A 26,246-nucleotide genomic window follows, 5' to 3' on the forward strand; every position below is an offset into this window, starting at 1 on the left:
TCCGCGGTCGCGGCCTGAGGGTGCGGCCCGTGCGCGCGGCCTGGGGGGGGGCCCGAGGGCGCGGTCCGGGGTTGCGGTTCCGCAACGAAAACGCCCGACCGCTGGCGACGGGGGATGCACCAGCGATCGGGCTATGGCCAAGGGTAACAAGGTTGCCGGTTCCGTGGGGCGAAGTCCGGGATGATTCAGGCACGTTGGCCGATCATCCACCACACGGAGGGTCGTAGGACAGACGCGGCAGGTACTCGTGCCACCGTTCCGGGGTCAGCACACCCCGGGTGACCGCGCAGATGTGCCGGATCGCCGTGTCGGCGTCCAGGCTCCACAGCCGGACCGTGTCGGCGCCGCTGGAGACGCCGAGGACACGGCTGTTGGGGCTGAAGGAGAGGAAGTTGCCCGTCTTGGCGTTCGGGCTCATCGACTGGCCGATAGCGGCCGCCGCGGCCGGATCGGCGACGTCCCACAGCCGGACCGTGTTGTCGTTGCCGCCGCTGGCCAGGGTGTGGCCGTCGGCGCTGAACGTCAGGGACGTGACCGCCTCGGTGTGCCCGGTGAGCGGGTCGCCCAGCGCGCTCGCCGCGGCCGGATCGGCGACGTCCCACAGCCGGACCGTGTCGTCGTCGCTGCCGCTGGCCAGGGTGCGCCCGTCCGCGCTGTAGGCGAGGGCGTTGACCGGCCCGGAGTGCTCGGTGAGGGGCTCGCGCAGCGGTACGGCGTGCGCCGGGTCGCTCACGTTCCACAGCCGGATCGTGCTGTCCGCGCTGCCACTGGCCAGGGTGCGCCCGTCGGGGCTGAAGGCGAGGGCGTTGATGTAGCCCCGGTGCCCGGCGATCGGCTTGCCGACCGGTACGGCGTGCGCCGGGTCGCCGACGTGCCACAGCTGGACGGTGCGGTCGTCGTAGGCGGTGGCCAGGGTGTGCCCGTCCGGGCTGAAGGCCAGCGCGTCGGGGCCCATGAAGCGGGTCCGCAGGGACAGCGGAGGACCCGCGGTGACCGGATGCGCGGGGTCGGTGACGTCCCACAGGTACACCGACCTGGCGCCGGTCAGGACGGCGAGGGTGCGGCCGTCGGGGGAGAACACCAGGGAGCGCTGGTCGCCGTCGGCGTGCATGAACGACTTGCCGAGCGCGACGGGCCGGCCGGGCCGCGTCACGTTCCACAGCCGCAGCCTGCCGTCCCGGGCGGCCGTGGCCAGGACCTTGCCGTCCGGACGGAACGCACCGCTGCGGCCGACCATGTCCGAGGCCGGGACCGACCACAGCCGCACCTTGCCGTCCCCGCTGCCGGTGGCGAGGGTACGGCCGTCCGGGCTGAACCCCAGGGCGTACATCTCGCCGCTGCTGCCCGCGAGGGGCTCGCCGACCTGGGACGGGGACGCCGGGTCGCTGATGTTCCACAGGCTCGCCGTGCTGTCCGCGCTCGCGGCGGCCAGCCGGCCGCCGTCGGAGCTGAAGGCCACCGACCAGACCGGTCCGGTGTGCCCGGTCAGCGGGGAGCCGATCGGTGCCGCGCGACCGGGGTCGGTGACGTCCCACAGCCGGATGGTGTCGTCCGCGCTGCCGCTGGCCAGCGTGTGCCCGTCGGGGCTGAAGGCCACCGAGTGCACCAGCTCCGTGTGCCCGCGCAGCGTCCCGGCCGGCTCGGGCCGACGCGGGGCGGACACGTCCCACAGCCGGATCGTGTGGTCGTCGCCGCCGGTCGCCAGCGTCCGCCCGTCCGGGGCGAACGCCACCGAGCGCACCGCGGCGCTGTGGCCGCGCAGCGTGGCCGACACGGTGGGCCGGCGCGGATCGGTCACGTCCCAGAGCCGCACGGTGCGGTCCTCGCCGGCCGTGGCCAGGGTGCGCCCGTCCGGGCTGAAGGCGGCCAGGTAGATGGTGCCCCGGTGGCCGGTGAGCGGCGCGCCGAGCGGTACGGCGTGCGCCGGGTCGCGGACGTCCCACAGCCGGACCGTGCCGTCGTCGCCTGCGCTGGCCAGGGTGCGGCCGTCCGGGCTGAAGACGGCGCTGCTCACCCAGCTGGTGTGGCCGGTGAGCGGCTTGCCGAGCGCAGCAGGGTGGTTCGGGTCCCGTACGTCCCACAGCCGGACCGTGTGGTCATATGCGGCCGTGGCCAGCGTCCTGCCGTCCGGGCTGAACGAGGTGAGGTAGACGGCACCCCGGTGGCCGGACAGCGAGGTGGCCAGCGGTGCGTTCACGATCGAGATCAGGCGGCTGTAGGTGCCCTTGTCGCCGGGGCGCAGCTGATGGGCGACCAGGTCGAGCTGGGCCGCCAGGGACGGATCCGTGTGCTGGACCCGGTCCGCCTCGGCGAGCACCTGCTCGAACACGGCGTCGTCGCGCTGCTTCCAGGCGATCACGGCCGTACCGGCGGCGAGGACGGCCAGCACGACCAACGCCGCCACCGCGGCCCGGCTCAGCCACACGGAACGCTTGCGCAGCCGTACCGAGGCGGCCAGGAACTCCACCGCGCTGCGTGTCAGATAGGTGTCTCCGGCCGAACGGGCCCAGTTGCGGGCCTGCTCCAGGCGGGACCCCCGGTACAGCAGCGAGCTGTCCCGGCCCGAGTCCTCCCAGGACCGGCCGTCCTCCTCCAGCCGCTGGCGCAGCAGATGGTCGCCCCGGCCCTCGTCGATCCAGTGCCGCAGCCGGGGCCAGGCGTGCAGCAGTGCCTCGTGGGTGATCTCCACCGTGTCGGCGTCCAGCGTCACCAGCCGGGCCCGTACCAGGGCCTCCAGCGACTCCTCCGTCTTGCCGGGGTCGGCGGACTCCTCCGCGAGCTGCCGCCGGGTGCCGCGCCGGCGTGTGGCCTGGGTGTCCTCGCCCAGCCGGACCAGCCGCAACAGCAGCAGCCGGGCCGCGGTACGGGCCGCGGGGTCCAGGCCGGACCAGGCGCGCTCGGCGGTCGCCGCCACCGCGCCCTGGATGCCGCCCGCCGCGCGGTAGCCGGCCAGCGTCAGCTTTCCGGCCTTCCGGCGCTGCCAGGTGGCGAGCAGGGCGTGCGAGAGCAGGGGCAGCACGCCCGCGTCATGCGCACCGCGCGGGCCGTCGGCGCTCACCTCGCGCACGATCAGCTCGGCGAGCCCCGGCTCCAGCTCCAGACCGACCGCCTTGGCCGGACCGGTCACCGCCTCGCGCAGCTCGGTGCTGGTCAGCGGGCCCAGCACCATGTGGCGGTGCTGGAGCGCGTCGGCCAGTTCCGGGTAGGCGAGGCACTGTTCGAAGAAGTCGGCGCGGATGCCGAGGACGACCCGGACGGGCGCGGGTCCGCCGGAGCCGGCGGGCGGGGTGCAGGCGGCGTGCAGGAACTGGATGAAGGTGCGCCGGTCCGCCTCGTCGGCGCAGAGGGTGAACGCCTCCTCGAACTGGTCCACGATGACGACCGGCCGGCCGTCCGGGGCGTCGGCGTGGCCCGCCCAGGCCGTGAACGCCTCGCGCACGGCCCGGGTCACCTGCGGGGCGTCGCCGCCGGGGAGCGCCGGGTTCCGCGACGCCTTCCGCTCGGCCTCGCGCGCTTCGGCGGCGACGGCGGCGAGTCCGGGGACACGGCGGACCAGCTCACCCAGCGGATCGGCACCGGGGACGAGCTGGAGGACGGGTCCGGCTGGCTCGGCGGGGGAATCGGCGGCGGGCGGGGCCGCGGGCTGTGCGGGGCCGGGAAGGCGCGAGGGGCCGGGGGAGGCGGAGGAGTCCGGAAGACCGCCGGGCTGCTGCGGGGACCGCGGGGACTGTCCGGTCTGCGCCGGGCGCGCCGGATGTGCCGGATGCGGCGGAGGGGACGGGTGGGCCCCGTGGGCTTGCTGAGGTGTCTGGGCCGGAAGGATCCGGGGCGGCCGGCCCGCGGCGGCCGTTCCGGCCGCCTGCTCGGGATCGCGCTCCTGCTGCCACTCCTGCCGGGCCTGGTCCGCCCCGTCGGCCGGCGGGCCGTTTCGTCCGGCGCCGGCGCCGGTGTTCAGGGCGCCACCCCGGACGGCGGGGACCAGACCGGCGTTCAACAGGGAGGACTTCCCGGCTCCCGAGGCACCGACCAGCATGATCAGTCCGCCGGACCGCTCGGCAGCGCGGAGCTGCGCGACGAGGGTGTTCGTGCTCCGCTCCCGGCCGAAGAACCACCGGGCGTCCTCCCGCCGGTACGGAGCCAGCCCCCGGTACGGGCACACGCCGCCGGCGACGGGCGGGGCCTGGGCCGGTGGCCGCCGGTTCTCCTCGGTGGGCGGCGCGCTCCGGTCGCCGGCCGGGCCGGCCAGGGCCAGCTCCCACAGCCGCTGCCAGTGCGTGATGTCGTACAGGCCGGCGGAGACCGGGGCGGGACGCAGGCGCCGGGCCTCGGGGATCAGGATCTGGAGGACCGCCGCGAGGGCGGTGAACTGGGCGGGTACGTTCCTGGCCCGGCGCCAGTCACTGATCCGCTGCGCGGAGACCCGTACCGGCCGGCCGCGTTCGTCGACCCGCTGGAGCCGTACGACCGCTTCGGCGACGCTCTTCAAGGGAGGATTTCCGGCCTCCTTGTACAGCAGCGCGAGCCGCTCGGCGAAGGCTGTGCGTGCCCCTGAGTCGGAACTCAAGGTCCCACCCCTTACTTTCCCCCACGTGCGGACGTCCGGACCGGAAAACCCACCCTATACGCCTGACCTGCGGAGAAGGGCGGGTCCGGAGACCGGAACCTCCTCGTCGGCCGCCGCAGATGGCAGGATCCGAACCCGGTAGCGGAACGGTCACATACCGTCCGGACTGGCCACGGCTCCGTGCTCGGACAGACAGCCCATGGCGCCGAATGTTCTCGGCCAGTTTCGGTCGACTCGTGCCACGCCCGGCGGGTGAGCCCGCGCGCACCGAGGAAACCGGCCCGCTCTTCGACCCGCACCGCACCGCCGACACGGTACGGGTCGACGTCCTCGCACCGTCCGGCACCGGTCCCCACGAGGGGAGGGACCGGTGCCGGACGGTCGGGAAGCCGCATCCGTCAGTCGAGCCAGCCCGCCTCGCGGGCCGTGGTGACGGCTCGTCGTTCGGCCTCCTCGGCCTCGGCGTTCAGGGCCGCGTCCCGCCCCCGCGCGGTGCCGCCGGCCGCTGCCGCCGCGGTGCGGGACGCCGTGAGTGCCGCGCGCAGGGCCGCTTCGGCGTCCGGGCCGCCCGCCCGGGCCGCGGCCAGCTGTGCGGCCAGGGCGGCGGTGGCGGCGGTGTTACGGGCGCAGCGGGCGTCCGCGGCCAGGGCGTCGAGCGACCGCGCCGACAGCCGCAGCGCGTTGGCGGCACGGCCGACGGCGTCCTTCGGCACGACCTCGGCCGCGTCCCGGACGACACCGGCGTGCCGGCACGCGGCGACCGCGCGGTCGTAGGCGCTGTGGGCGCGGCCGCCGTGCACCCGGCGCAGGTCCGCCGCCCGCGTGTCCGGTCCGGCCGCCGCCGCTTCCCGTCCGCTCACGCTCATCCTCCGGCCTCCTTCCCCGGGACGGCCCCGGGACGACACCGTCCGCCCCGCCGCCGGGGGCGGGCGCGGGCAGGGTGCCACGCCGGACGCGAAGAGACCACACCAGCGCAGGGGATTCCCTTGGCGCCGGCCGGGGCGGCCGCGGGCCGCGGCCCGGTGCGGGGCCTGGTGGGCGTGGTTCGGGGCGGCTCGGTGGTGGGACTGGCGGGCCCGGCGGGCGCGGTTCGGGGCTGTGGGTGGCTGCCGGGATGCGCCCTGGCAATCTGACGGGACGTCAGCTACCGTCGCCTCGCCGGCCGTAGCCGAAGGGATGAGTGTCATGGAGAAGCAGCGTTCCCGGCCCCCGCGTCCGCCCGGCGAGCCGCGCTGGGTCGCGATGTTCCACGAGCCCGCCCAGGACACCTGGACGGTGGGCGCGGAGTCCTCGTACCGGAGCCCGGTGCTGTACGCCGTCGGCGACATGACCCAGACCGTGCGGGCGCGCGGGGACGAGGTGACGGTCGCGCTGTGGGGACCCGAGGACGGCGCCTGGCGCCTCTACGACACCCCGTCCGCCACGGCTCCCGCGCCCGCGCCGAAGCGGCCCGCGCCCGGTTCACCCGAGCCGGCCCGGCTGGCCGAACGCATGACGGACCGGCGGCACCAGGTGCTCATGGCCGGCCTGAGCAAGGCGGGACTGTACGACCTGAGCCCCGAGGACGGCGAGGCGGTGCGGGCCCTGGCCGACCGCCTCGACGAGCCCACCGTCCGCAGGGTGGCCCACTGGCTCTCCGCGGCGGCCGGCGGCCGGTAGCCCCGCGAGTCGGTTCGGCCGGCAGGGGCGGGAGCCGGTTCGGTGGGCTGTTCGCCGGGCAGTGACGTCCTGGAGGTCACCGCCGACGGCTGGAGGACGCATGAAGATCTCCGTCGACCGTTCCCAGTGCTACGGCTCGGCCGAGTGCGCGCACCGGGCGCCCGCCGTGTTCGCGTTCGAGGACGGATACGGCGTCGTACGCCCCGGCGCCGCTCAGGCCGCCGCCGTCGACCCGCGACTGCGGGAGGAGGTTCTGGAGGCGGCCGAGAAGTGTCCCTCGCAGGCCATCGTCCTCACGGAGCGGGAGGAGCAGCGGGGACGGGGGGTGCGGGGACCGCCGGGGCCGGCGGGTAACCCCAGCCGAAGCCGGCGAGCGCGCGGGCCCGGGCCGCCGCGACCGCCCTACGGGCCTCCAGCTCGGCGGGATCGGCATGCGCCGCCTGGCCCGTGACCTGCCCCTCCCACTTGCGGTACAGCAGACCGGCCCGTGCCGAGAACCAGCCGCGGCTCACCGCGTTCAGCGCCAGCAGCAGGCCGGTGTCCTCGGAGGCCGGCAGCGCCATCCAGCCGCCCAGGGCGACCAGCAGCTCGCGTCGTACGCACAGGCTCGCCGGATGGACCGGTGCGCGGAAGCCGTTGCGCTCCCAGTGGCCGAGGACGGCACCGCGCTCGATCGGACCCTCGTCCGGGTCGCCGGGGAAACCGACCGTGGAGCCGTCGGGCAGCAGGTCCAGGACGCGGCACGTCGTCCACCCGACGGTGGGGTCCGCCTCCAGCGCGGCCAGGTCGCGGGCGAGCGCGCCCGGTGTGAGCCGGTCGTCGGCGTCCAGCACCTTGACGTACGTGCCCTCGGCGCGCGCCAGCGCGATCGTCCGGGCGACGCCGGGACCGCCCGGCCGGCCCTGGCGGAAGGTCACACGCGCGTCGTCCGGGACGTACGGGCGGACGTCGTCCGTCGTGCCGTCCTGCTGGACGACCCACTCCCACTCCCAGCCGTCGGGCAGCAGCTGCGCGCGCAGGGAGGCGTAGGCGTCCGGCAGGAACCGTGCGGACGGGCCGTGGACAGCGGTGACTACGGTGACGCGCCGGCTCACGCAGCGCTCACCACCTTTCCGTCGGGCGGGGCGGATTTCTCGCTCTTGTCGCTGCCAGCATGGCGCACGGGGGACCCGTGAAAAGCGCGAGACCCCCGGCCGATCCCGGCCGGGGGTCTTTCCGTGTCGACTGGTGCGTACGCAAGTCGCCTTGTCGTCGAGACGTTGCGGTACTGCGTAAGGGGCTGAGGATCAGCAGTCGAGCTCCGGGGAGGTGGCGTCGGGGGTCTGGGCCTCCGCCTGCGTCTCCTTCAGTGCGCGGTGGCGGCAGCTGGGGGACTTTCCGTGGGCCTCGGCCCGGATCCGCTGCTTCATCGTGGGGGGCAGGGCCCTGCCGTGTGACCAGGCCCAGTGGCGCATCGCCGGGATCGTCGGGGTCGTGCGTTGCGCGGTGCCGGTGCGGGGGGTCTCGGTCCGGGGTCCGGCCGCGGCGGCGGCGGTGGCGGTTCCGGCGGAGACGAGTCCGAGCGCCGTGCACAGCGCGAGGAAGGCGGTGACGATGGCGGTCCACAGCTTCATGACCTTGTTCTGGGTCATGGCCCCTCACTTTCGGGTTGGGCGATTTGCGTACTTTGCTCATGATGTGTATGAGGGCGGCGAAGTGGTGGACCGACGCCCGTGGCGCGTGGATGTTCCGATGAACACCACTCGTATGGACGCAAGAGGGTTCAAAACCCATAAATCACGCTGAGCACGAGCGAAGGGGGAGCAAAGTAACCGTCCGTGCGGGCGTGGTCACCCTCCGGCCGGAAGCGGCTCCGACCTGGCCTATTGCGCTGGCGGAGGCGGGAGTTGGGCCTCGACGCAGGTCACCGATCGATATCGGTCGGTGTGTATAGTCGGGCGCCAGAGGTCCCCTACGTCAAGGAAAGACGAGGTCGCGCGGTGAAGAAGCTGCTCCTGGTCGCACTGGCCGCCATCGGCGGGCTCCTCGTGTACCGCCAGATTCAGGCGGATCGCGCCGAGCAGGACCTGTGGACGGAGGCGACTGACTCCGTGCCCACGGGTTCGTGAGTCCCGATACCGAATCTGATACCTGAACAGACCCCGGCCGCCCACGCGGTCGGGGTTTTGTGTTGCCCCGGGGTCCCGGTGAGGCCCCGCGCGACGCCTCGGGTTGCGGGGGCCCGCCGGGTGCGGTAGCCGGGAAGCCGGACGGTGCCGGATGTTGCCGGGCGATTCGGACGGGCGTGCGCATTGCCCGGATGGCGCAAGGGCGGTCGGGGCAGGATGGGGCCTGCGGTCCGGTACGGCTTTGCGACGACTGGGGGGTGGTGGCGCGTGCGGGGGCGAGCACGTACGGCACGGGCCGGGTGGTGGCGGGCCGGCACCACCCGGTGCGCCGTGATCCTGCTGCTGGGACTCTGCGCCACCGTCGCCCTGCCGGCCGGTGCTCAGGCCGCCGCCGGCCCGCGGCCGGGGGCGTACGCCTTCACGCCGGGCGCCCGGACCGTCGCGGGCGCGCAGACCACCGCGGACGCCGAGCCGCTGGACGCCCGCCACACCTACCGCAGCTCCCTCCCGCGAGGCGGCAGGCTCTACTACGCCCTCCGGCTCACCGCCAAGGACACGGCGTACGCCGCGGTGACCGCCGTACCGCCGGCGGACGCCACCGTCACCGCCACCGACGGCATCCGCGTCTCGCTCCGGGACGAGCACGACAACTCCTGCTCCTACTCCTCCGCCCGCTTCGGCGCCGGGCTCAGCCCGCGCCCGGTCACGGCCCTCGGGCAGCGCGAGGCGGGCAGGACGCTGTGCCAGGGCGGGGGCACGTACTACCTGCTCGTGGAACGGCTGGACGCCGAGGGCTCCGGCGCGGCGGCCTCGGCCGAGCCGTGGGACCTGGAGATCGCGCCCGCCACGGAACCGGGCCTGGCGCGGAGCGGCCCCACCAGCCCGCCGCAGGCCTGGGACTCCGCCACCCCGGAGCCCCCCGCCGGCCGGTCCCGCGACCGCTCCGGCGGCCCCGGTTTCGCCGGGGCGCGCCCGCTGGGCCAAGGGGTCTGGCGGACCGCCCTCGCGCCCGGCGAGACCCGCTTCTACAAGGTGCCGCTGGACTGGGGCCGGCAGCTGCACGCCTCCGCCGAGCTGGCCGGCGCCCCCGGCCACGGCTATGTCGGCGGCGCCCTGAACCTGTCCCTCTACAACCCCGTGCGCGGCTACGTCGACGACGCCTCCCTCGGATACACCGGGGTCGCGAAGCCCGCCGCCCTCGCGCCGCTGCCGCCGGTGGAGTACGCCAACCGGTACGCCGTTCAGGCCGGGGTGACCTCCGTCCGCTTCGCCGGCGACTACTACCTCGTCGTGCACCTCAGCACGCAGCTGGCCGGCACGTACGGTCAGGGGCCGTTCGAGGTGACCCTGCGGGTCCGGGTGGACGGGCAGGCCCACGGGGGGCCCGCGTATGCCGGCAGCCCCGCGCCGAAGGACCTCTTCGAGGTCACCGAGCAGGACCGGGAGGCCGCGCTGACCGGGGACACCGGGGGCGGGGACGACGACCGGCTGATGCGGCTGGTGGCCATCGGCGGATTCGGCTCGGGAACCGCACTGCTGATCACCCTCGGCGGCTGGACGGTGACGGCCCGGCGGACGCGGAGGCGGGCACGGACGCGGACGCGGGCAGGGGGTCGGTGACGGGAGCGGGGTGGGGGCCGGGGTCGGAGGGGCTCGGGGTCGGAGGGGCTCGGTCCCGGGCGCGGGCTCACTGACTGGAGTCGCGGCCGGGGTCGGGGGCGGACTCCGGGAGGAGGTTCGGTCCCGGGCGCGGGCTCACTGACGGGAGTCGGGGCCGGGGTCGGGGGCGGACTCCGGGAGGAGCTTCGGTCTCGGACCGGAGAGGGCACCGGTGCGTGGTGAGAGACGGTCTCGGGCGCGGGCTCAGAGGCGGGTCAGCGCCCAGAAGCCCACGGCGTAGCAGGCGAGCGCCAGCAGCAGGATGGGGATCGCGGCCCTGGCCGGGGGGCCGGGCCGGGGCGCGCGGCGCGCTCGACGACCCCGTGAGCGCGGCGCCCGTGGTGCTCGTGACGGCGCTGATGTGGGTGATGTCGGCGAGGTGGCCGGGGCGGGCGGCCCGGAGAGGTACGGGGAGTGGTGTGCCGCCTGTGCGCCGTGCGTGGTGTACGCCGCGGTGGTGGTGTCGACGGGCGGTGCCGGCAGCGGGGCCTGCGGTGGGGACGGGGGCCGGTACGGCACCGGGCCTGACACCGGGACGTGGGGCGGGAGAGAAGCGGGCGCGGGGGTCGGATGAGCGGCCGGGCCGGAGGCCGGGGGCTGTTGGGGTGGCGGGATCCGGAAGCTCCCGGTGTCCGACATCGAGCCGGTGTGGGTGGGCTCGGTATGGGCGGGCTCGCCGGGACCCGTGCCGGTACCGGGACCTGTGCGCGCGCCGGGACCTGTGCTCGGGCCGGGACCTGTGCCGGTACCGGGACCTGTGCGCGCGCCGGGACCTGTGCTCGGGCCGGGACCTGTGCCTGCACCGGGACCTGTGGGCGCGCCCGTATCAGCAGCATCAGGGCCCGTACCGGCACCCGCGCCCGCACCCCTATCAGCGGCATCGATGCCCGCACCCGTACCGGCACCCGCGCCCGTGCCCGCACCCGACTTCGGTCCCCCACCTCCACCCGCGCCCATCACACCGGCACCGGCACCCGCACCCGTGCCCCCGTCCGCGCTCGCGCCCACGTCCGCACTGGCACTCGCACTGCCACTCGCGCCCGCGCCCCCGTCCGCACCGGCACCCGCACCGGCACTCGCGCCCGCCCCCGCTGCCACCCCCGGCTTCGGTGCAGCCGGTGCTTCCGGGGTTCTCCGCAAGGTCGTTGCCGATGTCGTGCCCGAGAGCAGCTCCAACACCACTCCGGACGCCTGCCGGATGGGGCCGTCGGGAGCGAAACCCGGGGGCAGCGGGCCCAGTTGGTCGAAGATCTCGACGAGTTCGTCGTCGGGACCCGGTTCCGGCAGGAGTTCCGCGGCGGTCGCGAGCGCCTTGCGCGCACCCGTGGCGGTGCGGAACCGGTTCGCGGGATCGGGCTGGAGCAGCGACGCGACGACCTGCCAGAGCGGTTCCGGAATGCCCTTGGGAGGGCCGGGCGTCCCGTGTTCCAGGAAGTGCTGCACGAGCGCCTTGGCGTCCGGCTTGGCGCCTTCGAGGAGGTACAGGGCGACCAGCCCGACGGCGAACAGGTCGGCCGCGAAGTCGGGTTCGGCGCCCAGCATCTGCTCGGGAGCGAGATAACCGGGCGTGCCCACCACGAGGTTGGTCTCCGTCAGCCGGGGTTCACCGAGCCGCATGGCGATGCCGAAGTCGGACAGCCGCAGCCGTGGCCGGCCGGTGCCGGTGGCCTCCAGGAGCACGTTGGCGGGCTTGATGTCCCGGTGCACGACGCCTTCCGCGTGCACCGCGGCGAGCCCCGACAGCAACTGGTCGACCAGGGTGCACACGAAGGCCGGCGGGAGCGGCCCGTAGTCGCCGACCAGGTGGACCAGGGAGCCGCCGGCGACCAGGTCCATGGTGAACAGGACCTTGTCGTCGTCGGCGGCCCAGCTGGCCGGCGCGAGGACATGCGGATGGTCGATGCGCAGTCCCTGCTCACGGACGAAGCGGAGCAGGGAGTGGGCATCCCGCTGCTGAAGGACCTTGGCGGCCACGTAGCGCCGTCTGCGATGGTCCCAGGCACGCCATACGGCGCCCACGCCACCGCGTCCGATCGGGTCGGCCAGCTCGTACCGGCCGGCGAAGACCTCACCCATGGCAGCCGCCGCTCCTCCCCACTGGCCCTGCGAAGCCCCCGGACCTCCTGGCCCCCTCGGCCCCCTCGCTCCTCTCCCTACCCAAGAGACGAGCGATCCGACCCGGCCGGCCCGGCACCCTCGGGTGCGCCGGGCCGTGGGTCAGTTCTGGTGGGACTGGTAGTGCGCGACGGCGTCGGAGGTGCGGCCGGCGCCGTAGACACGGAGGAACTCCGCGAGTTCGGGGTGGCTCGGGGCGAGGGCGTTCGCGGCGTCGATGATGTCCCCCGCGGCGGCGACCGAGCGGAGCAGCGACTGGATCTCGCGTACCACCCGCTTGACCGTGGGCGCACCCGAACTGCTCGTGGTCTGGGTGGTGTTGCTGAGTACCGAGCCCCCTTGGGACCTCTTGATCTCGTCCATCCGCTCGGTGGCCTCGGCGGCGCTGACGCTGCCGTCCGCGACCTGGGACGCCAGCTCCTGAAGCAGCTGCACCCGCTGGACGACCGCCGGGTTGCCGATCTTCGCGCGCTGGCCGCTCATCAGCTGCGAGAGCATCGGAGCGGACAGACCGAGGACTGCCGCGAGCCGCGCCTGGTTCAGCCCGAGATCGTCGATGAGCTTACGGAAGAGCGCCCCCAACGGCTCCCCGTACCAGTTCCGCTGCAGCTCCCGCGCTCTGGCGGTGGCTTCCTGCTGTGCGGCGTCCATTGCGTCTCCCCATCGCTTCCCCTGAAAAACCGCGGTTCGCTGTAGCGAACCACGACGAGCATCTTACGGAGAGTGGTCATCCGCGGGGACCCCCAATCTTTTTGCGGGATACGGGGGGTGACCCGGTACTCTGGTCTGCGGCACCCGCCGGAACCCACGCGCTCCGGCCGGGAGCTGCTTCCCGGGGCCTTAGCTCAGTTGGTAGAGCGCCGTCTTTGCATGGCGGATGTCAGGGGTTCGACTCCCCTAGGCTCCACCCCGTGAGACCCCTCTGACCTGCGGAAACGTGGGCAGAGGGGTCTTTTTGCGTGTACGGTCGCCGGGGCTGCCGTGCCGCCGTGGGCGGACCAACGCCTGCTCCGGCCCGCCGTGTTGCCGCGCACCTGCGGACCGCCGCCGGAGGAGGCCCCGGCGCCGGCCGGGAAGCCCGGCCCACTCCGCCCGAGGGCGATCGAGGAGGGGTATTCGGGTCGGCGGAGATCGGGCCGACGGGGCCGACGGAGATCGGGCCGGCGATCGGACCGACGGCCTTCGGGCGGCCCTCTCGCCCCGCAGCGACGCGCCGGGGCATGCTCTCCAGGGACGCGCCGGGGCATGCTCCGCAGAGACGCGCCGGGCACGGTCTTCGCACCCGCAGGCCTTCACACCCGGGCCGTAGCCCGGAACGGTGCCACGTGCGTTGCTGCCGTGAACACACAACCGACGAGCCCCCGCCGACCCGGGAAACGGGGTCGGCGGGGGCTCGTCCGGGAAGCCGGGCGGGACGGATCAGGGCTGATCGTCGCGGTCCGCCGCGTCCTCCTCCGCCTGCTTCGCCTGCACCTCGGGGTCCAGCCCCGAGGCGCCGGTGCCGTCCACCGAACTCAGCCGCGGTGAGTCGGGGACCTCCGTCGCGGCGGGCGGCTCGACCAGCCAGTCGGGGTTGGCCTGCTTGTCCCACCACTTCCAGGCCGCGAAGGCGCCACCCGCCAGGGCGGTCACCAGCGCGGTGAACTTCAGGGCGCGGCCGGCCCGGCACCGTCGCCGGTTCCGCCGGGCCATCTTCTGGATGTCCTTCGCCGAGACCTGGCCGCGCAGCGCGGCCAGCGCGGCGGCGCCGCGCGCGGCGGCCTCGTCGCGCACCGGGACCGCCGCGGCCACGGCGTGCTCGATCTTGGGACGTGAGTACTCGGCGGCCTGCCGGGCCGCCTTGCGGGTGCGGACGGCGGCCTCCTGCGCGGCGAGGTCCACCTTCGGCGGCACATGTGCGAGAGCCTGCTCCAGACGCGGGGCGAGCCGGGCGTCGTACTGCACGCGAGCCTGTTCTGCGGCCTGCGACACCACGGGCGCCAGCCGTACGCGTGCCTCCTGCGCGTAGTACGCGGCACGCTCCTTGGCCGTGTCGGCGTAGGGCGCCACCACTTCCGCGGCGTGCAGCACGCTGTCCTTCGCCGAGCCGGTCGCGGCGCGCACGCTTTCGATGCGGGTCACGGGTTCCTCCTCCTCGGTGGCGTACGGTATTTCGACTTTCCACCCTTTTACGGATCATGCCTGCCAGGCGCCGGTGCGGCATGCGCGGGCGGGCATATGGGTGCCGATCGCTCCCTCCGGCGTGATTCCGGGCAACAAGGGCCTGTCGTCGACACTGCCACGAATCGCCGGTGCGCGCCGCCCGCCCGGCAGAAGTCGTGGCCGCCTGGCGACGCGCGGCCCTGGGCGTGGAAGGATCGAGGTGTCGCGGCGGACGACGACGGAAGGCGGACTGTGGCCGAGCAGCTGTATGCGACCCTGAAGACGACCCTCGGCGACATCGAGGTCCGGCTCTTCCCGCTGCACGCTCCCGTCACGGTCAGAAACTTCGTCGAGCTGGCCCGCGGCGAACGCGAGTGGACGCATCCCGGCACCGGCGTGAAGAGCAGGGACCGGCTGTACGACGGCACGGTCTTCCACTCCGTCATGGGCGGCTTCATGATCCAGGGGGGCGACCCCCTGGGCAACGGCCTCGGCGGCCCCGGCTACGGGTTCCAGGACGAGTGCCACCCGGACCTGGCCTTCGATGCGCCCTATCTGATGGCGATGGCCAACGCGGGCCCGGGGACCAACGGCTCGCAGTTCTTCATCACCGTCACCCCGAGCACCTGGCTGAACGGCAAGTGCACCATCTTCGGCGAGGTCACCGGCCCGGCCGGCCGGAAGGTCGTCGACGCCATCGCGCGCGTGCCGACCGGACGCAACGACCGCCCCCTCACCGACGTTGTCATCGAGACGGTGGTCGTCGAGACGCGCGAGGACTGAACCCGCCCGTCACGCCCCTCACCGGAAATTCCCGGAGGGAACCGAACACCCCGCCCGACCGTGAGGGGGAGCGGGGCAGGATAGTGCTGTCAGGCAGGACACGACGAGCAAGGGGATCTGATGGAGCAGGCCGCAGGGAGCGCGCAGGACGCCCACAGCGTGCCCGTGTGCTACCGGCACCCGGACCGCGAGACCGGCGTGCGCTGCACCCGCTGTGAACGGCCCATCTGCCCCGAGTGCATGGTCAGCGCCTCGGTCGGCTTCCAGTGCCCGGACTGCGTCCGCGGCGGTTCCGGCACGGGGCACGCCCCGCAGGCGTCCCGGCCGCGCACGATCGCCGGCGGCACCGTCACCTCCGACCCCCGGCTGCTCACCAAGATCCTGATCGGGATCAACCTCGCGGTGTTCATCGCGATCCAGGCCGACCGCTCCCTCCTGGACGACGTGGTGCTCTACGGCGCCTGGCCGCCGAAGCCGTTCGCGCCGACCTCCGGTGTCGCCGGCGGCGAGTGGTACCGCTTCGTGACGTCGATGTTCTCGCACGAGGAGTACTGGCACATCGGCTTCAACATGCTGAGCCTGTGGTGGGTCGGCGGCCCGCTGGAAGCCGCCCTCGGCCGGGCCCGCTACCTGGCGGTCTACTTCGTCTCCGGACTGGCGGGCGGTGCGCTGACCTATCTGCTCGCCTCCCCGTCGACCGCCTCGCTGGGCGCCTCGGGCGCGATCTTCGGTCTCTTCGGCGCCACCGCCGTCCTGATGCGCCGGCTCAACTACGACATGCGGCCGGTCATCGCCCTGCTGGTGATCAACTTGATCTTCACCTTCAACCCGGCCATGCACATCTCGTGGCCGGCGCACATCGGCGGGCTCGTCGCCGGTGTCGTCACCGGCTACGCGATGGTGCACGCTCCGCGCGAGCGGCGGTCGCTGGTGCAGTACGGGACCTGTGCCGTCGTCCTGGCCCTGGCCGTGGCCCTCGTGCTGGTCAGAACGGCTCAGCTCACCTGACGGAGCCGGGGAACACCCGGGTTCCGAACCGTTGTCCACAGCGTGTGGCGGATCTTGTGCACACCGTGGGAGCACAGCTGTGCCCCCTGTCGCTCGGATGTGTTTCCGCAGGTCGGACAGGGGGCGAACGGATGTCTGAGGGACGACGGACCAGTCACACCGGCGTCAACACCCGACGGGTTATCCACAGATCGTCGTTCTTTTTCCCCACTGTGGAAAACGGCTGTGGATAACTCAGTGGATAGCCCTGGGCAGAGCTGTTTCCGCCCCGGCTACTTCCACTGCGTGGAGACACCGAACCCGGCGGCGATGAAGCCGAAGCCGACCACGATGTTCCAGTTGTCCAGGCTGTCGATCGGCAGCGAGCCGTCGGTCACGTAGAAGACGACGATCCAGGCCAGGCCGATCAGGAACATGGCCAGCATGACCGGCGCGACCCACGCCCGGTTGGTGAGCTTGATGGCCTGCGCCTGCCTCGCCGGCGGCGGCGTGTAGTCGGCCTTCTTGCGGATACGTGACTTCGGCACGAGGGTCTCTCCTGTCGATGCGCTGCGTGGCCGCGCAGGTAACTGAGTCGGGCTCGGGCAGCGTACAAGGGGCCGACATGACGACTCTGTGTACTCCCCCGGGCGTCCGTTAGCGTAGTGCTTCCGCGGCGCCGAAGGAGATAAGGGTACGTTGAGCAATTCTGCCGACTCCCCCGGGACGGGAGCAACGGGCGGCCCCGTCCGCAGGCTGCGTTTCCGGCCCCTGCGGATGCTCACGGCCGCCGTCTTCGCCCTCGCCGGGCTCATCTTCTTCACCAGTTTCAACACGGCCAAGGGCACCGACATCCGCCAGGACGGCTCCCTGCTGAAGCTGTCCGACCTGATCCAGCAGCGCAGCCGTAAGAACAAGGGGCTGGACGAGTCCAACGCGACCCTGCGCGACAGCGTCGAGTCGCTCGCCGAGAGCGACGACGGCAGCACCAGGGCCGAGGACGAGAAGCTCGGCGGGCTGGAGGAGCGGGCGGGCACCCGGAAGCTGTCCGGCGAGGCCGTCTCCGTCACCCTGAACGACGCCCCGCCCGACGCCACCGCCAAGCTCCCCGGCTATCCCGAGCCGCAGCCCGACTACCTGGTCATCCACCAGCAGGATCTGCAGGCCGTGGTGAACGCGCTGTGGCAGGGCGGCGCCCGCGGGATCAAGGTCATGGACCAGCGGCTGATCTCCACCAGCGCGGTGCGCTGCGTCGGCAACACCCTGATCCTCCAGGGCCGCGTCTACTCACCGCCGTACAAGATCACTGCGGTCGGGGACCCGGACCGGCTCAAGCAGGCTCTCGCGGACAGCAAGGCGATCCAGACCTACATGGTCTACGTCAACGTCTACGGCCTCGGCTGGAAAGTCACCGACGACGGGACGGTGACTCTTCCGGGCTACTCCGGCACAGTGGATCTGCACTACGCGAAGCCAGTGGAGTAGGTAGGTCCCTCTCAGGAGCCGCCGGTGCGTGTGATCGTCAGGACCGTCAGCGAACTGTGCATCACCCTCGGCACCCTGATCGTGCTCTTCGTCGTCTACGTGCTGTTCTGGACGGGCGTGCGCGCGGATGCCGCGATGAGCGACCAGATCGACCAGCTGCACCGGCAGTGGTCACGGGGGAGCGTGCGGCCGGCCGGCGCGCCGGGCGAGCAGACGGTGTCCGCGACGAGGCCGGAGCCGTACCGCCACGGCAGGCCCTTCGCGATCATTTACATCCCGCGGCTCGGTTTCACGTGGAACAAACCGGTGCTGGAGGGCACCGGCCGGGATGTGCTGGCCAAGGGACTCGCCCACTATCGGGGGACCGCGCGGCTGGGCGGGCAGGGCAACTTCGCGGTCGCCGGGCACCGGCGGACGTACGGCGACCCGCTCGTGGACTTCCCGAAGCTGCGGCCGGGTGACGCGGTGGTGCTCACGGACGGTACGACCTGGTTCACGTATCGGATCGACAAAGGGCCCTTTAAAACAGTGCCGACCGACGTCGAGGTGATCGACCCTGTCCCACGTAAGTCCGGGTATACGCGTCCGGGCCGGTATCTGACGCTGACCACGTGCGATCCGGAATGGGGGCACAGTCACCGGCTGATCGTCTGGGCGCACCTGGATGCCACACAGCCTGTGGAGGCAGGCGAACCGAAGGCCCTGCGCCGTTAGTCTGGTGGCGTACGGCGTGGGTCTGGTGCCGTAGGGACACGGAAGGGACGGCAAGGGACGGCATGTACGGCTGGATCTGGCGGCATCTGCCGGGGAACGCGTGGGTGAAGGCGCTCATCTCGCTGGTACTGGTCCTGGCCGTGGTCTACGTCCTCTTCCAGTACGTCTTCCCGTGGGCCGAACCGCTGCTGCCCTTCAACGATGTGACGGTGGACAACCAGTGAGTGCGCGGATTCTCGTCGTCGACAACTACGACAGCTTCGTCTTCAACCTCGTCCAGTACCTCTACCAGCTGGGGGCCGAGTGCGAGGTGCTGCGCAACGACGAGGTGTCGACGGCACACGCCCAGGACGGCTTCGACGGCGTACTGCTCTCGCCCGGTCCGGGGACGCCGGAGGAGGCCGGTGTGTGCGTGGACATGGTCCGGCACTGCGCCGCGACCGGGGTGCCGGTCTTCGGGGTGTGCCTCGGCATGCAGTCGATGCAGGTGGCGTACGGCGGTGTGGTGGACCGGGCGCCCGAGCTGCTGCACGGCAAGACCTCGCCCGTCGAGCACGAGGGCAAGGGCGTCTTCGCCGGCCTGCCCTCGCCCTTCACGGCGACCCGCTACCACTCCCTGGCCGCCGAACCTGCGACGGTCCCGGCCGAGCTGGAAGTGACCGCCCGCACACACGACGGCATCATCATGGGCCTGCGGCACCGGGAACTCCCGGTCGAGGGCGTGCAGTTCCACCCCGAGTCGGTGCTGACCGAGCACGGACACCGGATGCTGGCCAACTGGCTGGTGGAGTGCGGTGACCACGGTGCCGTGGCGAGGTCGGCGGGGCTCGCCCCGGTGGTGGGCAGGGCCACGGCGTGACCGCGCTGCGCCCCGAGCGCGAGGACTTGTACGGCGGGGAGAGACCGTACGAGTCCTCCGGCGGTGCGCGGTCGTACACGGGGCGCCGGCAGGACCCGCCGACGGCGCCGATGCCCAGGATGACCGGGGACCATCCGACGGCGCCGGTGCCTCGGCAGGCCGGCACCGGCCCGGCCGTGCCGTCGGCCGAGGACTTCACGGCACCGCTTCCTCCCGTCGACGACGAGACGATGGCCCTGCGCGTCCCGGGAGCGGAAGACCTCCGCCGGGAGAACGGGCCCGTACGGGCTTCTGCGGGCCCTTCCGCCTCTTCTGCCACTCAAGTCACGGCGGGCGGTCGTGCGGCCCGGAGAAAGGCCGCCAAGCGTCGTGGCGGGGGCCGGCACGGCGGCGGCGCCCGGGAGACGACGGCCGTCCCGCCGCAGCGGGACCCCCAGCGGGCTCCGCAGCGGCCCCTGACCAGGGTGGAGGCCCGGCGGCAGGCCCGGCTGCGCAAGCCGAGCCCGGCGACCGTCGCGAGCCGCGCCATCGGCGAGGTGTTCATCACCACCGGCGTGCTGATGCTGCTGTTCGTCACCTACCAGCTGTGGTGGACCAACGTCCGCGCGCACGCGCAGGCGGGCAGCGAGACGCACCAGCTCCAGGACGACTGGGCCAGTGGCAAGCGCAGTCCGGGCGTCTTCGAACCGGGACAGGGCTTCGCCATCCTGCACATCCCGAAGCTGGACGTGGTGGCGCCCATCGCGGAGGGCGTCAGCAACAAGAAGGTGCTCGACAAGGGCATGGTCGGGCACTACGGCGAGGCCCCGCTGAAGACGGCGATGCCGCAGGACAAGACCGGCAACTTCGGTCTCGCGGCGCACCGCAACACGCACGGTGAACCGTTCCGGTACATCAACCGGCTCAAGGCCGGCGACGCGGTCGTCGTCGAGACGCAGGACACCTACTTCGTGTACAAGGTGACCTCGATGCTCCCGGTGACCCCGCCGTCCAACACGGGTGTGCTGAACCCGGTTCCCCCGGGTTCCGGCTTCACCGAACCCGGCCGCTACATCACCCTCACCACCTGTACGCCGGAGTTCACCAGCAAGTACCGGCTGATCGTCTGGGGCAAGATGGTCCAGGAACGCCCGCGCAGCAAGGGCAAGCCGGACGCGCTCATCGAGTAGGGCTCATCGAGTAAGGGCAGAAGAACTGTGGCAGCGACCGCCGACGAGACCGACGAGACCACGGACGAGTCCGAACCGGATCCGGCGCCCCGCCGCCGGCGCCCCGGCCGGATCGCGACGGCGGTCAGCGTCTTCGGAGAACTCCTCATCACCGTGGGCGTGTTGCTCGGCCTGTTCGTCGTCTACTCGCTGTGGTGGACGAACGTGATAGCGGACCGCAAGGCGGGCCGGCAGGCCGACAGGGTGCGCGACCACTGGGCGCAGGAGCAGGACTCCGCACCCGGCGCGCTCGACACCAAGGACGGCATCGGGTTCCTGCACGTGCCGGCGATGGACAACGGCGAGGTACTGGTCGAGAAGGGCACGGGCACGGACGTCCTCAACGACGGTGTCGCCGGCTACTACACCGAACCGGTCAAGGCCACGCTGCCCATGACCGGCAAGGACGGCAACTTCGCCGTCGCCGCCCACCGGGACGGGCACGGCGCGAAGTTCCACAACATCGACCAGCTGGAGGAGGGCGACCCGATCGTCTTCGAGACGCGGGACGACTGGTACGTCTACAAGGTCTACTCGGTCCTCCCCGAGACCTCGAAGTACAACGTCGAGGTGCTGTCGTCGGTCCCGGAGGAGTCCGGCAAGAAGAAGCCGGGCCACTACATCACCCTGACGACCTGCACCCCCGTCTACACCTCCCGATACCGGTACGTGGTGTGGGGCGAACTGGTCCGCGTGGAAAAGGTGGACAGCAAGCGCACCCCGCCGAAGGAACTGCGCTGACCCCGCGGTGAAACGACGAGGGCCCCGGCCGGGATGTCCCGGCCGGGGCCCACGCGCGTGTGCGGGAGGCGTCAGCCGGTGACGCCGCCGAAGAGGTTGGGACCGCCGTTGTCGTTGTTGCCGTTCCCGTTGCCGCCGCCGCCGAAGGAGACCGTCGTCAGCGTGACCGTCGTGGTGTTCGGGTCGCCGGTGCTGTTCGCCTGCGGATCCTGCTGGGTGACGAACGCGTTGTCGTCGCCGGGGCTGTTCGGTGCGAACTGGATGTTCTTGAAGCCGGCCTGCTGAAGGAGGTTCTTGGCGTCCTTCACCCGCTGGCCGACGACGTTCGGCACCTGCGACTGCTGCTGCTGGACCTTGCCGACGTTGATCACCACGTTGGTGTTCTTGACGACCTCCTGGCCCGCCGGCGGGTTGGTGCTCTGCACCTTGCCGTCCTGGGCGGGGTCCGTGACCGGGGTCTCGGTGCAGCTGGGGCTCGGCACCAGGCCCTTGGCCTGAAGCTCGGCCTTCGCCTCGTCACAGGACTTGCCGGTGACGTCCGGGACGGCGACCTTCTCCTCGGCCTTGGCGACCGTGAGCGTGATCGTCGTGCCCTTCTCCTCGGTGCTGCCGCCCTCCGGGTCCTGCTTGATGACCACACCGGGCGTGCGGTCCGACACCTCGAACTTCCGGTCGACCACGAAGCCCTTCGCCTTGAGCTGGGACTCCGCCTGGTCGGCCTGGGCGCCGAGCACGTCCGGAACCTGGATCTTCGGCGCGCCGGACGACACGACCAGGGTGATGGTGTCACCCTTGTCGACGTTCGTGCCCGCCTCGGGGTTCTGGGTGCAGATGTTGCCCTTCGGCTGGTCCGCGCATTCCTTGCGGGTGGGCGGGGCCAGCACCAGGTCGGAGTTCTGCGCCATCCTCTTGGCCTCACCGAGGGTGTGACCGACGAAGTTCGGCGCCTTGAGGGACTGGTCGTTGTTCCCGCCGCTGAAGGCCCACTTGCCGATCAGGATCGCACCGACCAGGACCAGCAGGCCCGCGATCACCAGCAGGATCGTGGAGGTGTTGGACTTCTTCTGCTGGCGGCGGCGGTCCGGACGGTCGTCGTAGCCGAAACCGCCGTCGTCGGCGTTCATGGGCGGGAGCATCGTGGTCGCTCCCGCGCCCGCGTCCGAGCGCAGGGCGGTCGTCGGCTGGTCGTCGGGGTAGCCGCCGTAGCCGACCGCGCCCAGCGCGGCCGTGGCCGCGACCGGCTGGCCGTCCAGGCACGCCTCGATGTCGGCACGCATCTCGTCGGCCGACTGGTAGCGGTAATCGGGGTCCTTGACCAGTGCCTTGAGGACGATCGCGTCCATCTCGGGCGTGATCTCGGGGTCGAAGACCGACGGGGCCTGCGGTTCCTCACGGACGTGCTGGTAGGCCACGGCCACCGGGGAGTCGCCCACGAAGGGGGGCCGGACCGTCAGCAGCTCGTACAGGAGGCAGCCGGTCGAGTAGAGGTCGGACCGCGCGTCGACCTGCTCGCCCTTCGCCTGCTCCGGCGAGAGGTACTGGGCCGTGCCGATGACCGCCGCCGTCTGGGTCATGGTCATGCCGGAGTCGCCCATGGCGCGGGCGATGCCGAAGTCCATCACCTTGACCTGACCGTTGCGGGTCAGCATCACGTTGGCCGGCTTGATGTCGCGGTGGACGATGCCGCTGCGGTGCGCGTACTCCAGACCCTGGAGGATGCCGATGGTCATCTCCATCGCGCGCTCGGGCAGCAGCTTGCGGCCGGAGTGCAGCAGCTCGCGGAGCGTGGAACCGTCGACGTACTCCATCACGATGTACGGGATGGAGACCCCGTCGATGTAGTCCTCGCCCGTGTCGTAGACCGCCACGATCGCGGGATGGTTGAGCGAGGCGGCCGACTGGGCCTCCCGGCGGAACCGGGCCTGGAAGGACGGATCGCGCGCGAGATCCGCGCGCAGCGTCTTCACCGCCACGGTGCGGCCGAGGCGAGTGTCATGCGCGAGGTAGACCTCCGCCATGCCACCGCGGCCGAGCACCTGGCCCAGCTCGTACCGGCCGCCGAGGCGACGCGGCTCTTCCATAGCTACCTACCAGCCCTCTCCGTCGGTCCCGGCCACGCACCCGCGTGCGCGGCCGGAGGCTGCCGTCCGGGCCTACCGTACCCGGCTCGTTCTGTGTGACCTGGCCAAGCCCGTAACCCGATACAGGACCGGTATCGCAACGTGCAACGATGTGAAGGGGATGTGAGAGGTGTCACTCTCAGTGGCCGACGACGGTCACTTCTTGGAGTCGATGACCGCCTCCATGACGTTCTTCGCGATCGGCGCGGCCAGGCCGCCACCGGAGATGTCGTCGCGGTTGGCGCCCTCGTCCTCGATCACCACGGCCACGGCGACCGGGGAGCTGCCGTCGCCGAGCTTGGCGTAGGAGATGAACCACGCGTACGGGTTCTCGCTGTTCTCGACGCCGTGCTGGGCGGTACCGGTCTTGCCGCCGACCACCACACCGTCGATCTTCGCGTTCGTACCGGTGCCCTTCTCGACCACCGTCTGCATCATGTCCTGGAGGATCTGCGCGTTCTCCGCCGACAGCGGCCGGCTCAGCTCCTCCGGCTCGGTCTTGGCGACCGGGTCCACGTTGGAGGACTCCAGCTCGTCCACCATGTACGGCTTCATCAGCTTGCCGTCGTTGGCGACCGCCGAGGCCACCATGGCCATCTGGAGCGGGGTGGCGGCGGTGTTGTACTGGCCGATGGAGGACAGCGCGGTCTGCGACTGGTTCATGTCGTCGGAGAACACCGAGGCGGTGGCGCGGACCGGGGTGAACTGCTCGGCGTCGAAGCCGAACTTCTTCGCCTCCTCGAGCATCTTGTCGTTGCCGAGGTCCGAGCCGATCTTGCCGAAGACCGTGTTGCAGGAGTACTGGAGCGCGACCCGCATGGGCGCGTCCTTGCACGGGATGTTGCCCTCGTTCTTCAGCTGGGTCGTGGTGCCCGGCATGGTCCACGGCAGCGGGGAGTCGGTCTTCTGGTCGGCCGAGGTGTACTTGCCGTTCTCCAGGGCCGCCGCGGCCGTGACCACCTTGAAGGTGGAGCCCGGCGGGTACGTCTCGCGCAGCGCCCGGTTCAGCATCGGGTCGCTGGGGTTGTACTTCTTCTGGAGCTTCTTCCAGGCCGCCGCGTCGTCGTCGCTGTTGCCCGCGAAGGACGAGGGGTCGTACGACGGGTAGGAGGCCAGCGCCAGGATCTTGCCGGTGGAGGGTTCCAGGGCGACCACGGCACCCTTGCCGCCCTGCTTGCTCAGGCCGTCGAACGCGGCCTTCTGGGCGGCGGCGTTGAGCGTGGTGACGACGTTCCCGCCCTGCTGCTCCTTGCCGGTGATCATGTCCAGGGTCTTGCGGAAGAACAGCCGGTCGTCGTTGCCGGTGAGGATGCCGTCTTCGATGGACTCGAGCTGGGTGGCGCCGAAGGCCTGCGAGGCGTACCCGGTGACCGGCGCCCACATGGGGCCGTTCTTGTAGGTCCGCTTGTACTTCAGGTCGTTCAGACCGGTCTTGCTCGACTCCGCGGACCCGGTGATCGGGTTGCCGCCGACGATGATGTCGCCGCGCGGCGTCGCGTAGCGGGCGATGGTGACGCGGCGGTTCTTCGGGTCCTCCTTGAGGCTGTCGGCCTTCAGGTACTGGAGCCAGTTGTCCCGCAGGAGCAGGGTCAGCACGAGGAGGCCGCAGAAGATCGCGATCCGGCGCAGGGGCTTGTTCATGACGGGCGGACCACCTGGGTCATCTCGGCGTCAGGGTTGCTGGCGGGGGCGGGCGCCGGGCGCCGGGCGGTGTCGCTGATCCGGATGAGGATGGCGATCAGGGCCCAGTTGGCCAGCACGGAGGAACCGCCGTACGCCATGAACGGCATGGTCATACCGGTCAGCGGGATGAGGCCCATGACGCCGCCCGCCACCACGAAGACCTGGAGGGCGAAGGCGCCGGACAGGCCGATGGCGAGCAGCTTGCCGAACGGGTCGCGGGCGGCGAGGGCGGTGCGCACGCCGCGTTCCACGATCAGGCCGTAGATCAGCAGGATCGCCATGATGCCGGCGAGCCCCAGCTCCTCGCCGAAGGTGGCGAGGATGAAGTCGGAGTTGGCGGCGAACTTGATCAGATCCGAGTGGCCCTGGCCCCAGCCGCTGCCCAGGGTGCCGCCCGAGCCGAAAGCCCACAGGGCCTGCATGGCCTGCTCGGAGTGGCCGAACTGGCCCTGCTGGCTGAGGGTGTACTCCTTCATCGGGTCGAGCCAGGCCTGGACACGCATCTTCACGTGCGGCTCGAAGCTCGCCACGCCGACGGCGCCGGCCGAGGACATCAGCAGACCGAAGACGATCCAGCTGGTCCGCTCGGTGGCGACGTACAGCATGATGACGAACATTCCGAAGAACAGCAGCGAGGTGCCGAGGTCGGTCTCGAAGACCAGGATGAGGATCGAGATCCCCCAGACGACCAGGATCGGACCGAGGTCGCGGCCGCGCGGCAGGTACAGGCCCATGAAGCGGCGGCTGGCGAGGGCCAGGGCGTCCCGCTTCACCATCAGGTAGCCGGCGAAGAAGACGGCCAGGACGATCTTCGCGAACTCACCGGGCTGGAGCGAGCCCAGTCCGGGCACCCGGATCCAGATCTTGGCGCCGTAGATGTTGGCCCCGAGGCCCGGCACCAGCGGCAGGATGAGCAGCACCAGGGCGCCGAACATCGAGATGTACGTGTAGCGCTGAAGGACGCGGTGGTCCTTGAGGAAGATCAGCACCACGACGAACAGGGCGATGCCCAGTGCGGTGTAGAGCAGCTGGCGGGGCGCTGCCGTGACGAAGTTGGGCAGCGACTGGAGCAGCTTCGACTGGTCCAGCCGCCAGATGCACACCAGGCCGAGCCCGTTCAGCAGGGTGGCCAGCGGCAGCAGCAGCGGATCGGCGTACGGCGCGAACTTCCGCACGCCGAGGTGGGCGACGCCGGCCAGCAGGCCGAGGCCGAGACCGTAGCTCAGCAGGCCCGAGGGCACCTGGTCGTCGAGGGCAAGGCCCACGTTGGCGTAGGCGAACACGGGGATGACCACCGCGAAGATCAGCAGGGCCAGCTCGGTGTTGCGTCGGCTCGGGGCGCCGATGGCGCCGATCGTGGACGTGTGATGCGTCGGCGAGTTCGTAGTACTGCTCATCGTGTGACAGGGCCTCTCACGG

At 71.9% G+C, this 26,246-nt stretch carries 22 protein-coding genes, 1 tRNA gene and 1 pseudogene; 13 read left to right on the forward strand and 11 right to left on the reverse strand.

Annotation, left to right across the window (positions count from 1 at the left end):
• Positions 1 to 202: 202 nt before the first annotated feature.
• Positions 203 to 4,564, reverse strand: coding sequence for an nSTAND1 domain-containing NTPase (locus tag JK361_RS33985; RefSeq protein ID WP_201825765.1), 4,362 nt, complete (start codon positions 4,562 to 4,564; stop codon positions 203 to 205).
• A 398-nt stretch (positions 4,565 to 4,962) separates the two neighbouring features.
• On the reverse strand, positions 4,963 to 5,430 hold the full coding sequence (locus JK361_RS33990; protein WP_201825767.1) for a hypothetical protein: 468 nt from the start codon (positions 5,428 to 5,430) through the stop codon (positions 4,963 to 4,965).
• Between the two features lie 319 nt (positions 5,431 to 5,749).
• Here JK361_RS33990 and JK361_RS33995 point away from each other — a divergent pair, with 319 nt between their 5' ends.
• The gene (locus JK361_RS33995) at positions 5,750 to 6,223 is read left to right on the forward strand and encodes a hypothetical protein (RefSeq protein WP_201825929.1); all 474 of its coding nucleotides are present in this window, start codon (positions 5,750 to 5,752) and stop codon (positions 6,221 to 6,223) included.
• A 100-nt stretch (positions 6,224 to 6,323) separates the two neighbouring features.
• Positions 6,324 to 6,455, forward strand: a pseudogene (locus JK361_RS41660) (ferredoxin); the annotation flags it as partial.
• A gap of 61 nt (positions 6,456 to 6,516) precedes the next feature.
• On the opposite strand, the gene JK361_RS34005 reads toward JK361_RS41660, so the two are convergent.
• Entirely contained in the window at positions 6,517 to 7,317 is an 801-nt protein-coding gene (locus JK361_RS34005) for a glycosyltransferase family 2 protein (protein WP_307787383.1), read from the reverse strand.
• A 192-nt stretch (positions 7,318 to 7,509) separates the two neighbouring features.
• Positions 7,510 to 7,854, reverse strand: a complete 345-nt coding sequence (locus JK361_RS34010; RefSeq protein ID WP_201825771.1) for a DUF6344 domain-containing protein — start codon at positions 7,852 to 7,854, stop codon at positions 7,510 to 7,512.
• A gap of 348 nt (positions 7,855 to 8,202) precedes the next feature.
• Between JK361_RS34010 and JK361_RS41665 the strand changes: the two genes are divergently transcribed.
• Positions 8,203 to 8,331, forward strand: coding sequence for a DLW-39 family protein (locus JK361_RS41665; protein WP_003999697.1), 129 nt, complete (start codon positions 8,203 to 8,205; stop codon positions 8,329 to 8,331).
• A 267-nt stretch (positions 8,332 to 8,598) separates the two neighbouring features.
• Positions 8,599 to 9,951, forward strand: coding sequence for a hypothetical protein (locus tag JK361_RS34020; RefSeq protein ID WP_307787384.1), 1,353 nt, complete (start codon positions 8,599 to 8,601; stop codon positions 9,949 to 9,951).
• Positions 9,952 to 10,194: 243 nt separating this feature from the next.
• Here the strand turns inward: JK361_RS34020 and JK361_RS34025 are convergent, their stop codons facing one another.
• Together JK361_RS34025 and JK361_RS34030 are read right to left on the reverse strand one after the other, a co-directional pair.
• Positions 10,195 to 12,066, reverse strand: coding sequence for a serine/threonine-protein kinase (locus JK361_RS34025; protein ID WP_201825773.1), 1,872 nt, complete (start codon positions 12,064 to 12,066; stop codon positions 10,195 to 10,197).
• A 141-nt stretch (positions 12,067 to 12,207) separates the two neighbouring features.
• Entirely contained in the window at positions 12,208 to 12,756 is a 549-nt protein-coding gene (locus JK361_RS34030) for a helix-turn-helix domain-containing protein (RefSeq protein ID WP_201825775.1), read from the reverse strand.
• Between the two features lie 183 nt (positions 12,757 to 12,939).
• Between JK361_RS34030 and JK361_RS34035 the strand changes: the two genes are divergently transcribed.
• Positions 12,940 to 13,012: transfer RNA gene (locus JK361_RS34035), tRNA-Ala, on the forward strand.
• Positions 13,013 to 13,524: 512 nt separating this feature from the next.
• On the opposite strand, the gene JK361_RS34040 is transcribed toward JK361_RS34035, so the two are convergent.
• Positions 13,525 to 14,226 (reverse strand): DUF5324 family protein, encoded by a 702-nt coding sequence (locus JK361_RS34040; RefSeq protein WP_201825777.1) that lies wholly within the window; start codon positions 14,224 to 14,226, stop codon positions 13,525 to 13,527.
• A gap of 273 nt (positions 14,227 to 14,499) precedes the next feature.
• On the opposite strand from JK361_RS34040, the gene JK361_RS34045 reads away from it, so the two are divergent.
• Positions 14,500 to 15,030 carry a peptidylprolyl isomerase gene (locus JK361_RS34045; protein ID WP_201825779.1) on the forward strand — a complete coding sequence of 177 codons (531 nt, stop codon included), beginning with the start codon at positions 14,500 to 14,502 and terminating at the stop codon, positions 15,028 to 15,030.
• A gap of 120 nt (positions 15,031 to 15,150) precedes the next feature.
• Entirely contained in the window at positions 15,151 to 16,038 is an 888-nt protein-coding gene (locus tag JK361_RS34050) for a rhomboid family intramembrane serine protease (RefSeq protein ID WP_201825781.1), read from the forward strand.
• 272 nt (positions 16,039 to 16,310) lie between these two features.
• On the opposite strand, the gene crgA is transcribed toward JK361_RS34050, so the two are convergent.
• The gene (gene crgA, locus JK361_RS34055) at positions 16,311 to 16,565 is read right to left on the reverse strand and encodes a cell division protein CrgA (protein ID WP_201825783.1); all 255 of its coding nucleotides are present in this window, start codon (positions 16,563 to 16,565) and stop codon (positions 16,311 to 16,313) included.
• Between the two features lie 151 nt (positions 16,566 to 16,716).
• Here crgA and JK361_RS34060 point away from each other — a divergent pair, with 151 nt between their 5' ends.
• From JK361_RS34060 to JK361_RS34085, 6 genes are all read left to right on the forward strand, one after another.
• Positions 16,717 to 17,502, forward strand: a complete 786-nt coding sequence (locus tag JK361_RS34060) for a DUF881 domain-containing protein (protein WP_201825785.1) — start codon at positions 16,717 to 16,719, stop codon at positions 17,500 to 17,502.
• A 24-nt stretch (positions 17,503 to 17,526) separates the two neighbouring features.
• Complete coding sequence (locus tag JK361_RS34065; protein ID WP_201825788.1) at positions 17,527 to 18,216, forward strand: class E sortase; 690 nt, start codon at positions 17,527 to 17,529, stop codon at positions 18,214 to 18,216.
• Positions 18,217 to 18,278: 62 nt separating this feature from the next.
• A complete protein-coding gene (locus tag JK361_RS34070) occupies positions 18,279 to 18,440 on the forward strand; it encodes a hypothetical protein (RefSeq protein ID WP_201825790.1) in 162 nt (53 codons plus the stop codon).
• On the forward strand, positions 18,437 to 19,075 hold the full coding sequence (locus tag JK361_RS34075; RefSeq protein ID WP_201825792.1) for an aminodeoxychorismate/anthranilate synthase component II: 639 nt from the start codon (positions 18,437 to 18,439) through the stop codon (positions 19,073 to 19,075). Before JK361_RS34070 ends, JK361_RS34075 begins: the two co-directional genes overlap by 4 nt.
• On the forward strand, positions 19,072 to 20,244 hold the full coding sequence (locus tag JK361_RS34080; RefSeq protein WP_201825794.1) for a class E sortase: 1,173 nt from the start codon (positions 19,072 to 19,074) through the stop codon (positions 20,242 to 20,244). The genes JK361_RS34075 and JK361_RS34080 overlap by 4 nt, the downstream gene beginning before the upstream one ends.
• Before the next feature lie 27 nt (positions 20,245 to 20,271).
• Positions 20,272 to 21,024, forward strand: coding sequence for a class E sortase (locus JK361_RS34085; RefSeq protein WP_201825796.1), 753 nt, complete (start codon positions 20,272 to 20,274; stop codon positions 21,022 to 21,024).
• A gap of 71 nt (positions 21,025 to 21,095) precedes the next feature.
• Here the strand turns inward: JK361_RS34085 and pknB are convergent, their stop codons facing one another.
• The 3 genes from pknB to JK361_RS34100 all read right to left on the reverse strand — a co-directional run bounded on the left by pknB (position 21,096) and on the right by JK361_RS34100 (position 26,224).
• Positions 21,096 to 23,105: a Stk1 family PASTA domain-containing Ser/Thr kinase gene (gene pknB / locus JK361_RS34090; RefSeq protein WP_201825798.1), complete on the reverse strand. Its 2,010-nt coding sequence runs from the start codon at positions 23,103 to 23,105 to the stop codon at positions 21,096 to 21,098.
• A 195-nt stretch (positions 23,106 to 23,300) separates the two neighbouring features.
• Positions 23,301 to 24,785, reverse strand: a complete 1,485-nt coding sequence (locus JK361_RS34095) for a peptidoglycan D,D-transpeptidase FtsI family protein (protein WP_201825800.1) — start codon at positions 24,783 to 24,785, stop codon at positions 23,301 to 23,303.
• Positions 24,782 to 26,224, reverse strand: coding sequence for an FtsW/RodA/SpoVE family cell cycle protein (locus JK361_RS34100; protein ID WP_201825802.1), 1,443 nt, complete (start codon positions 26,222 to 26,224; stop codon positions 24,782 to 24,784). Before JK361_RS34100 ends, JK361_RS34095 begins: the two co-directional genes overlap by 4 nt.
• Positions 26,225 to 26,246: the final 22 nt, after the last annotated feature.

The organism is Streptomyces musisoli, assembly GCF_016741855.1.
GTDB lineage: Bacteria > Actinomycetota > Actinomycetes > Streptomycetales > Streptomycetaceae > Streptomyces > Streptomyces musisoli.

Excerpts from the sequence above, each read along its gene's own strand:
- JK361_RS34030 (WP_201825775.1), bottom strand. The coding sequence starts at position 12,756 with ATGGACGCCGCACAGCAGGAAGCCACCGCCAGAGCGCGGGAGCTGCAG.
- pknB (WP_201825798.1), bottom strand. The coding sequence starts at position 23,105 with ATGGAAGAGCCGCGTCGCCTCGGCGGCCGGTACGAGCTGGGCCAGGTG.
- JK361_RS34095 (WP_201825800.1), bottom strand. The coding sequence starts at position 24,785 with ATGAACAAGCCCCTGCGCCGGATCGCGATCTTCTGCGGCCTCCTCGTG.
- JK361_RS34010 (WP_201825771.1), bottom strand. The coding sequence starts at position 7,854 with ATGACCCAGAACAAGGTCATGAAGCTGTGGACCGCCATCGTCACCGCC.
- JK361_RS34025 (WP_201825773.1), bottom strand. The coding sequence starts at position 12,066 with ATGGGTGAGGTCTTCGCCGGCCGGTACGAGCTGGCCGACCCGATCGGA.
- JK361_RS33990 (WP_201825767.1), bottom strand. The coding sequence starts at position 5,430 with ATGAGCGTGAGCGGACGGGAAGCGGCGGCGGCCGGACCGGACACGCGG.
- JK361_RS34100 (WP_201825802.1), bottom strand. The coding sequence starts at position 26,224 with ATGAGCAGTACTACGAACTCGCCGACGCATCACACGTCCACGATCGGC.
- JK361_RS34070 (WP_201825790.1), top strand. The coding sequence starts at position 18,279 with ATGTACGGCTGGATCTGGCGGCATCTGCCGGGGAACGCGTGGGTGAAG.
- JK361_RS33995 (WP_201825929.1), top strand. The coding sequence starts at position 5,750 with ATGGAGAAGCAGCGTTCCCGGCCCCCGCGTCCGCCCGGCGAGCCGCGC.
- JK361_RS34050 (WP_201825781.1), top strand. The coding sequence starts at position 15,151 with ATGGAGCAGGCCGCAGGGAGCGCGCAGGACGCCCACAGCGTGCCCGTG.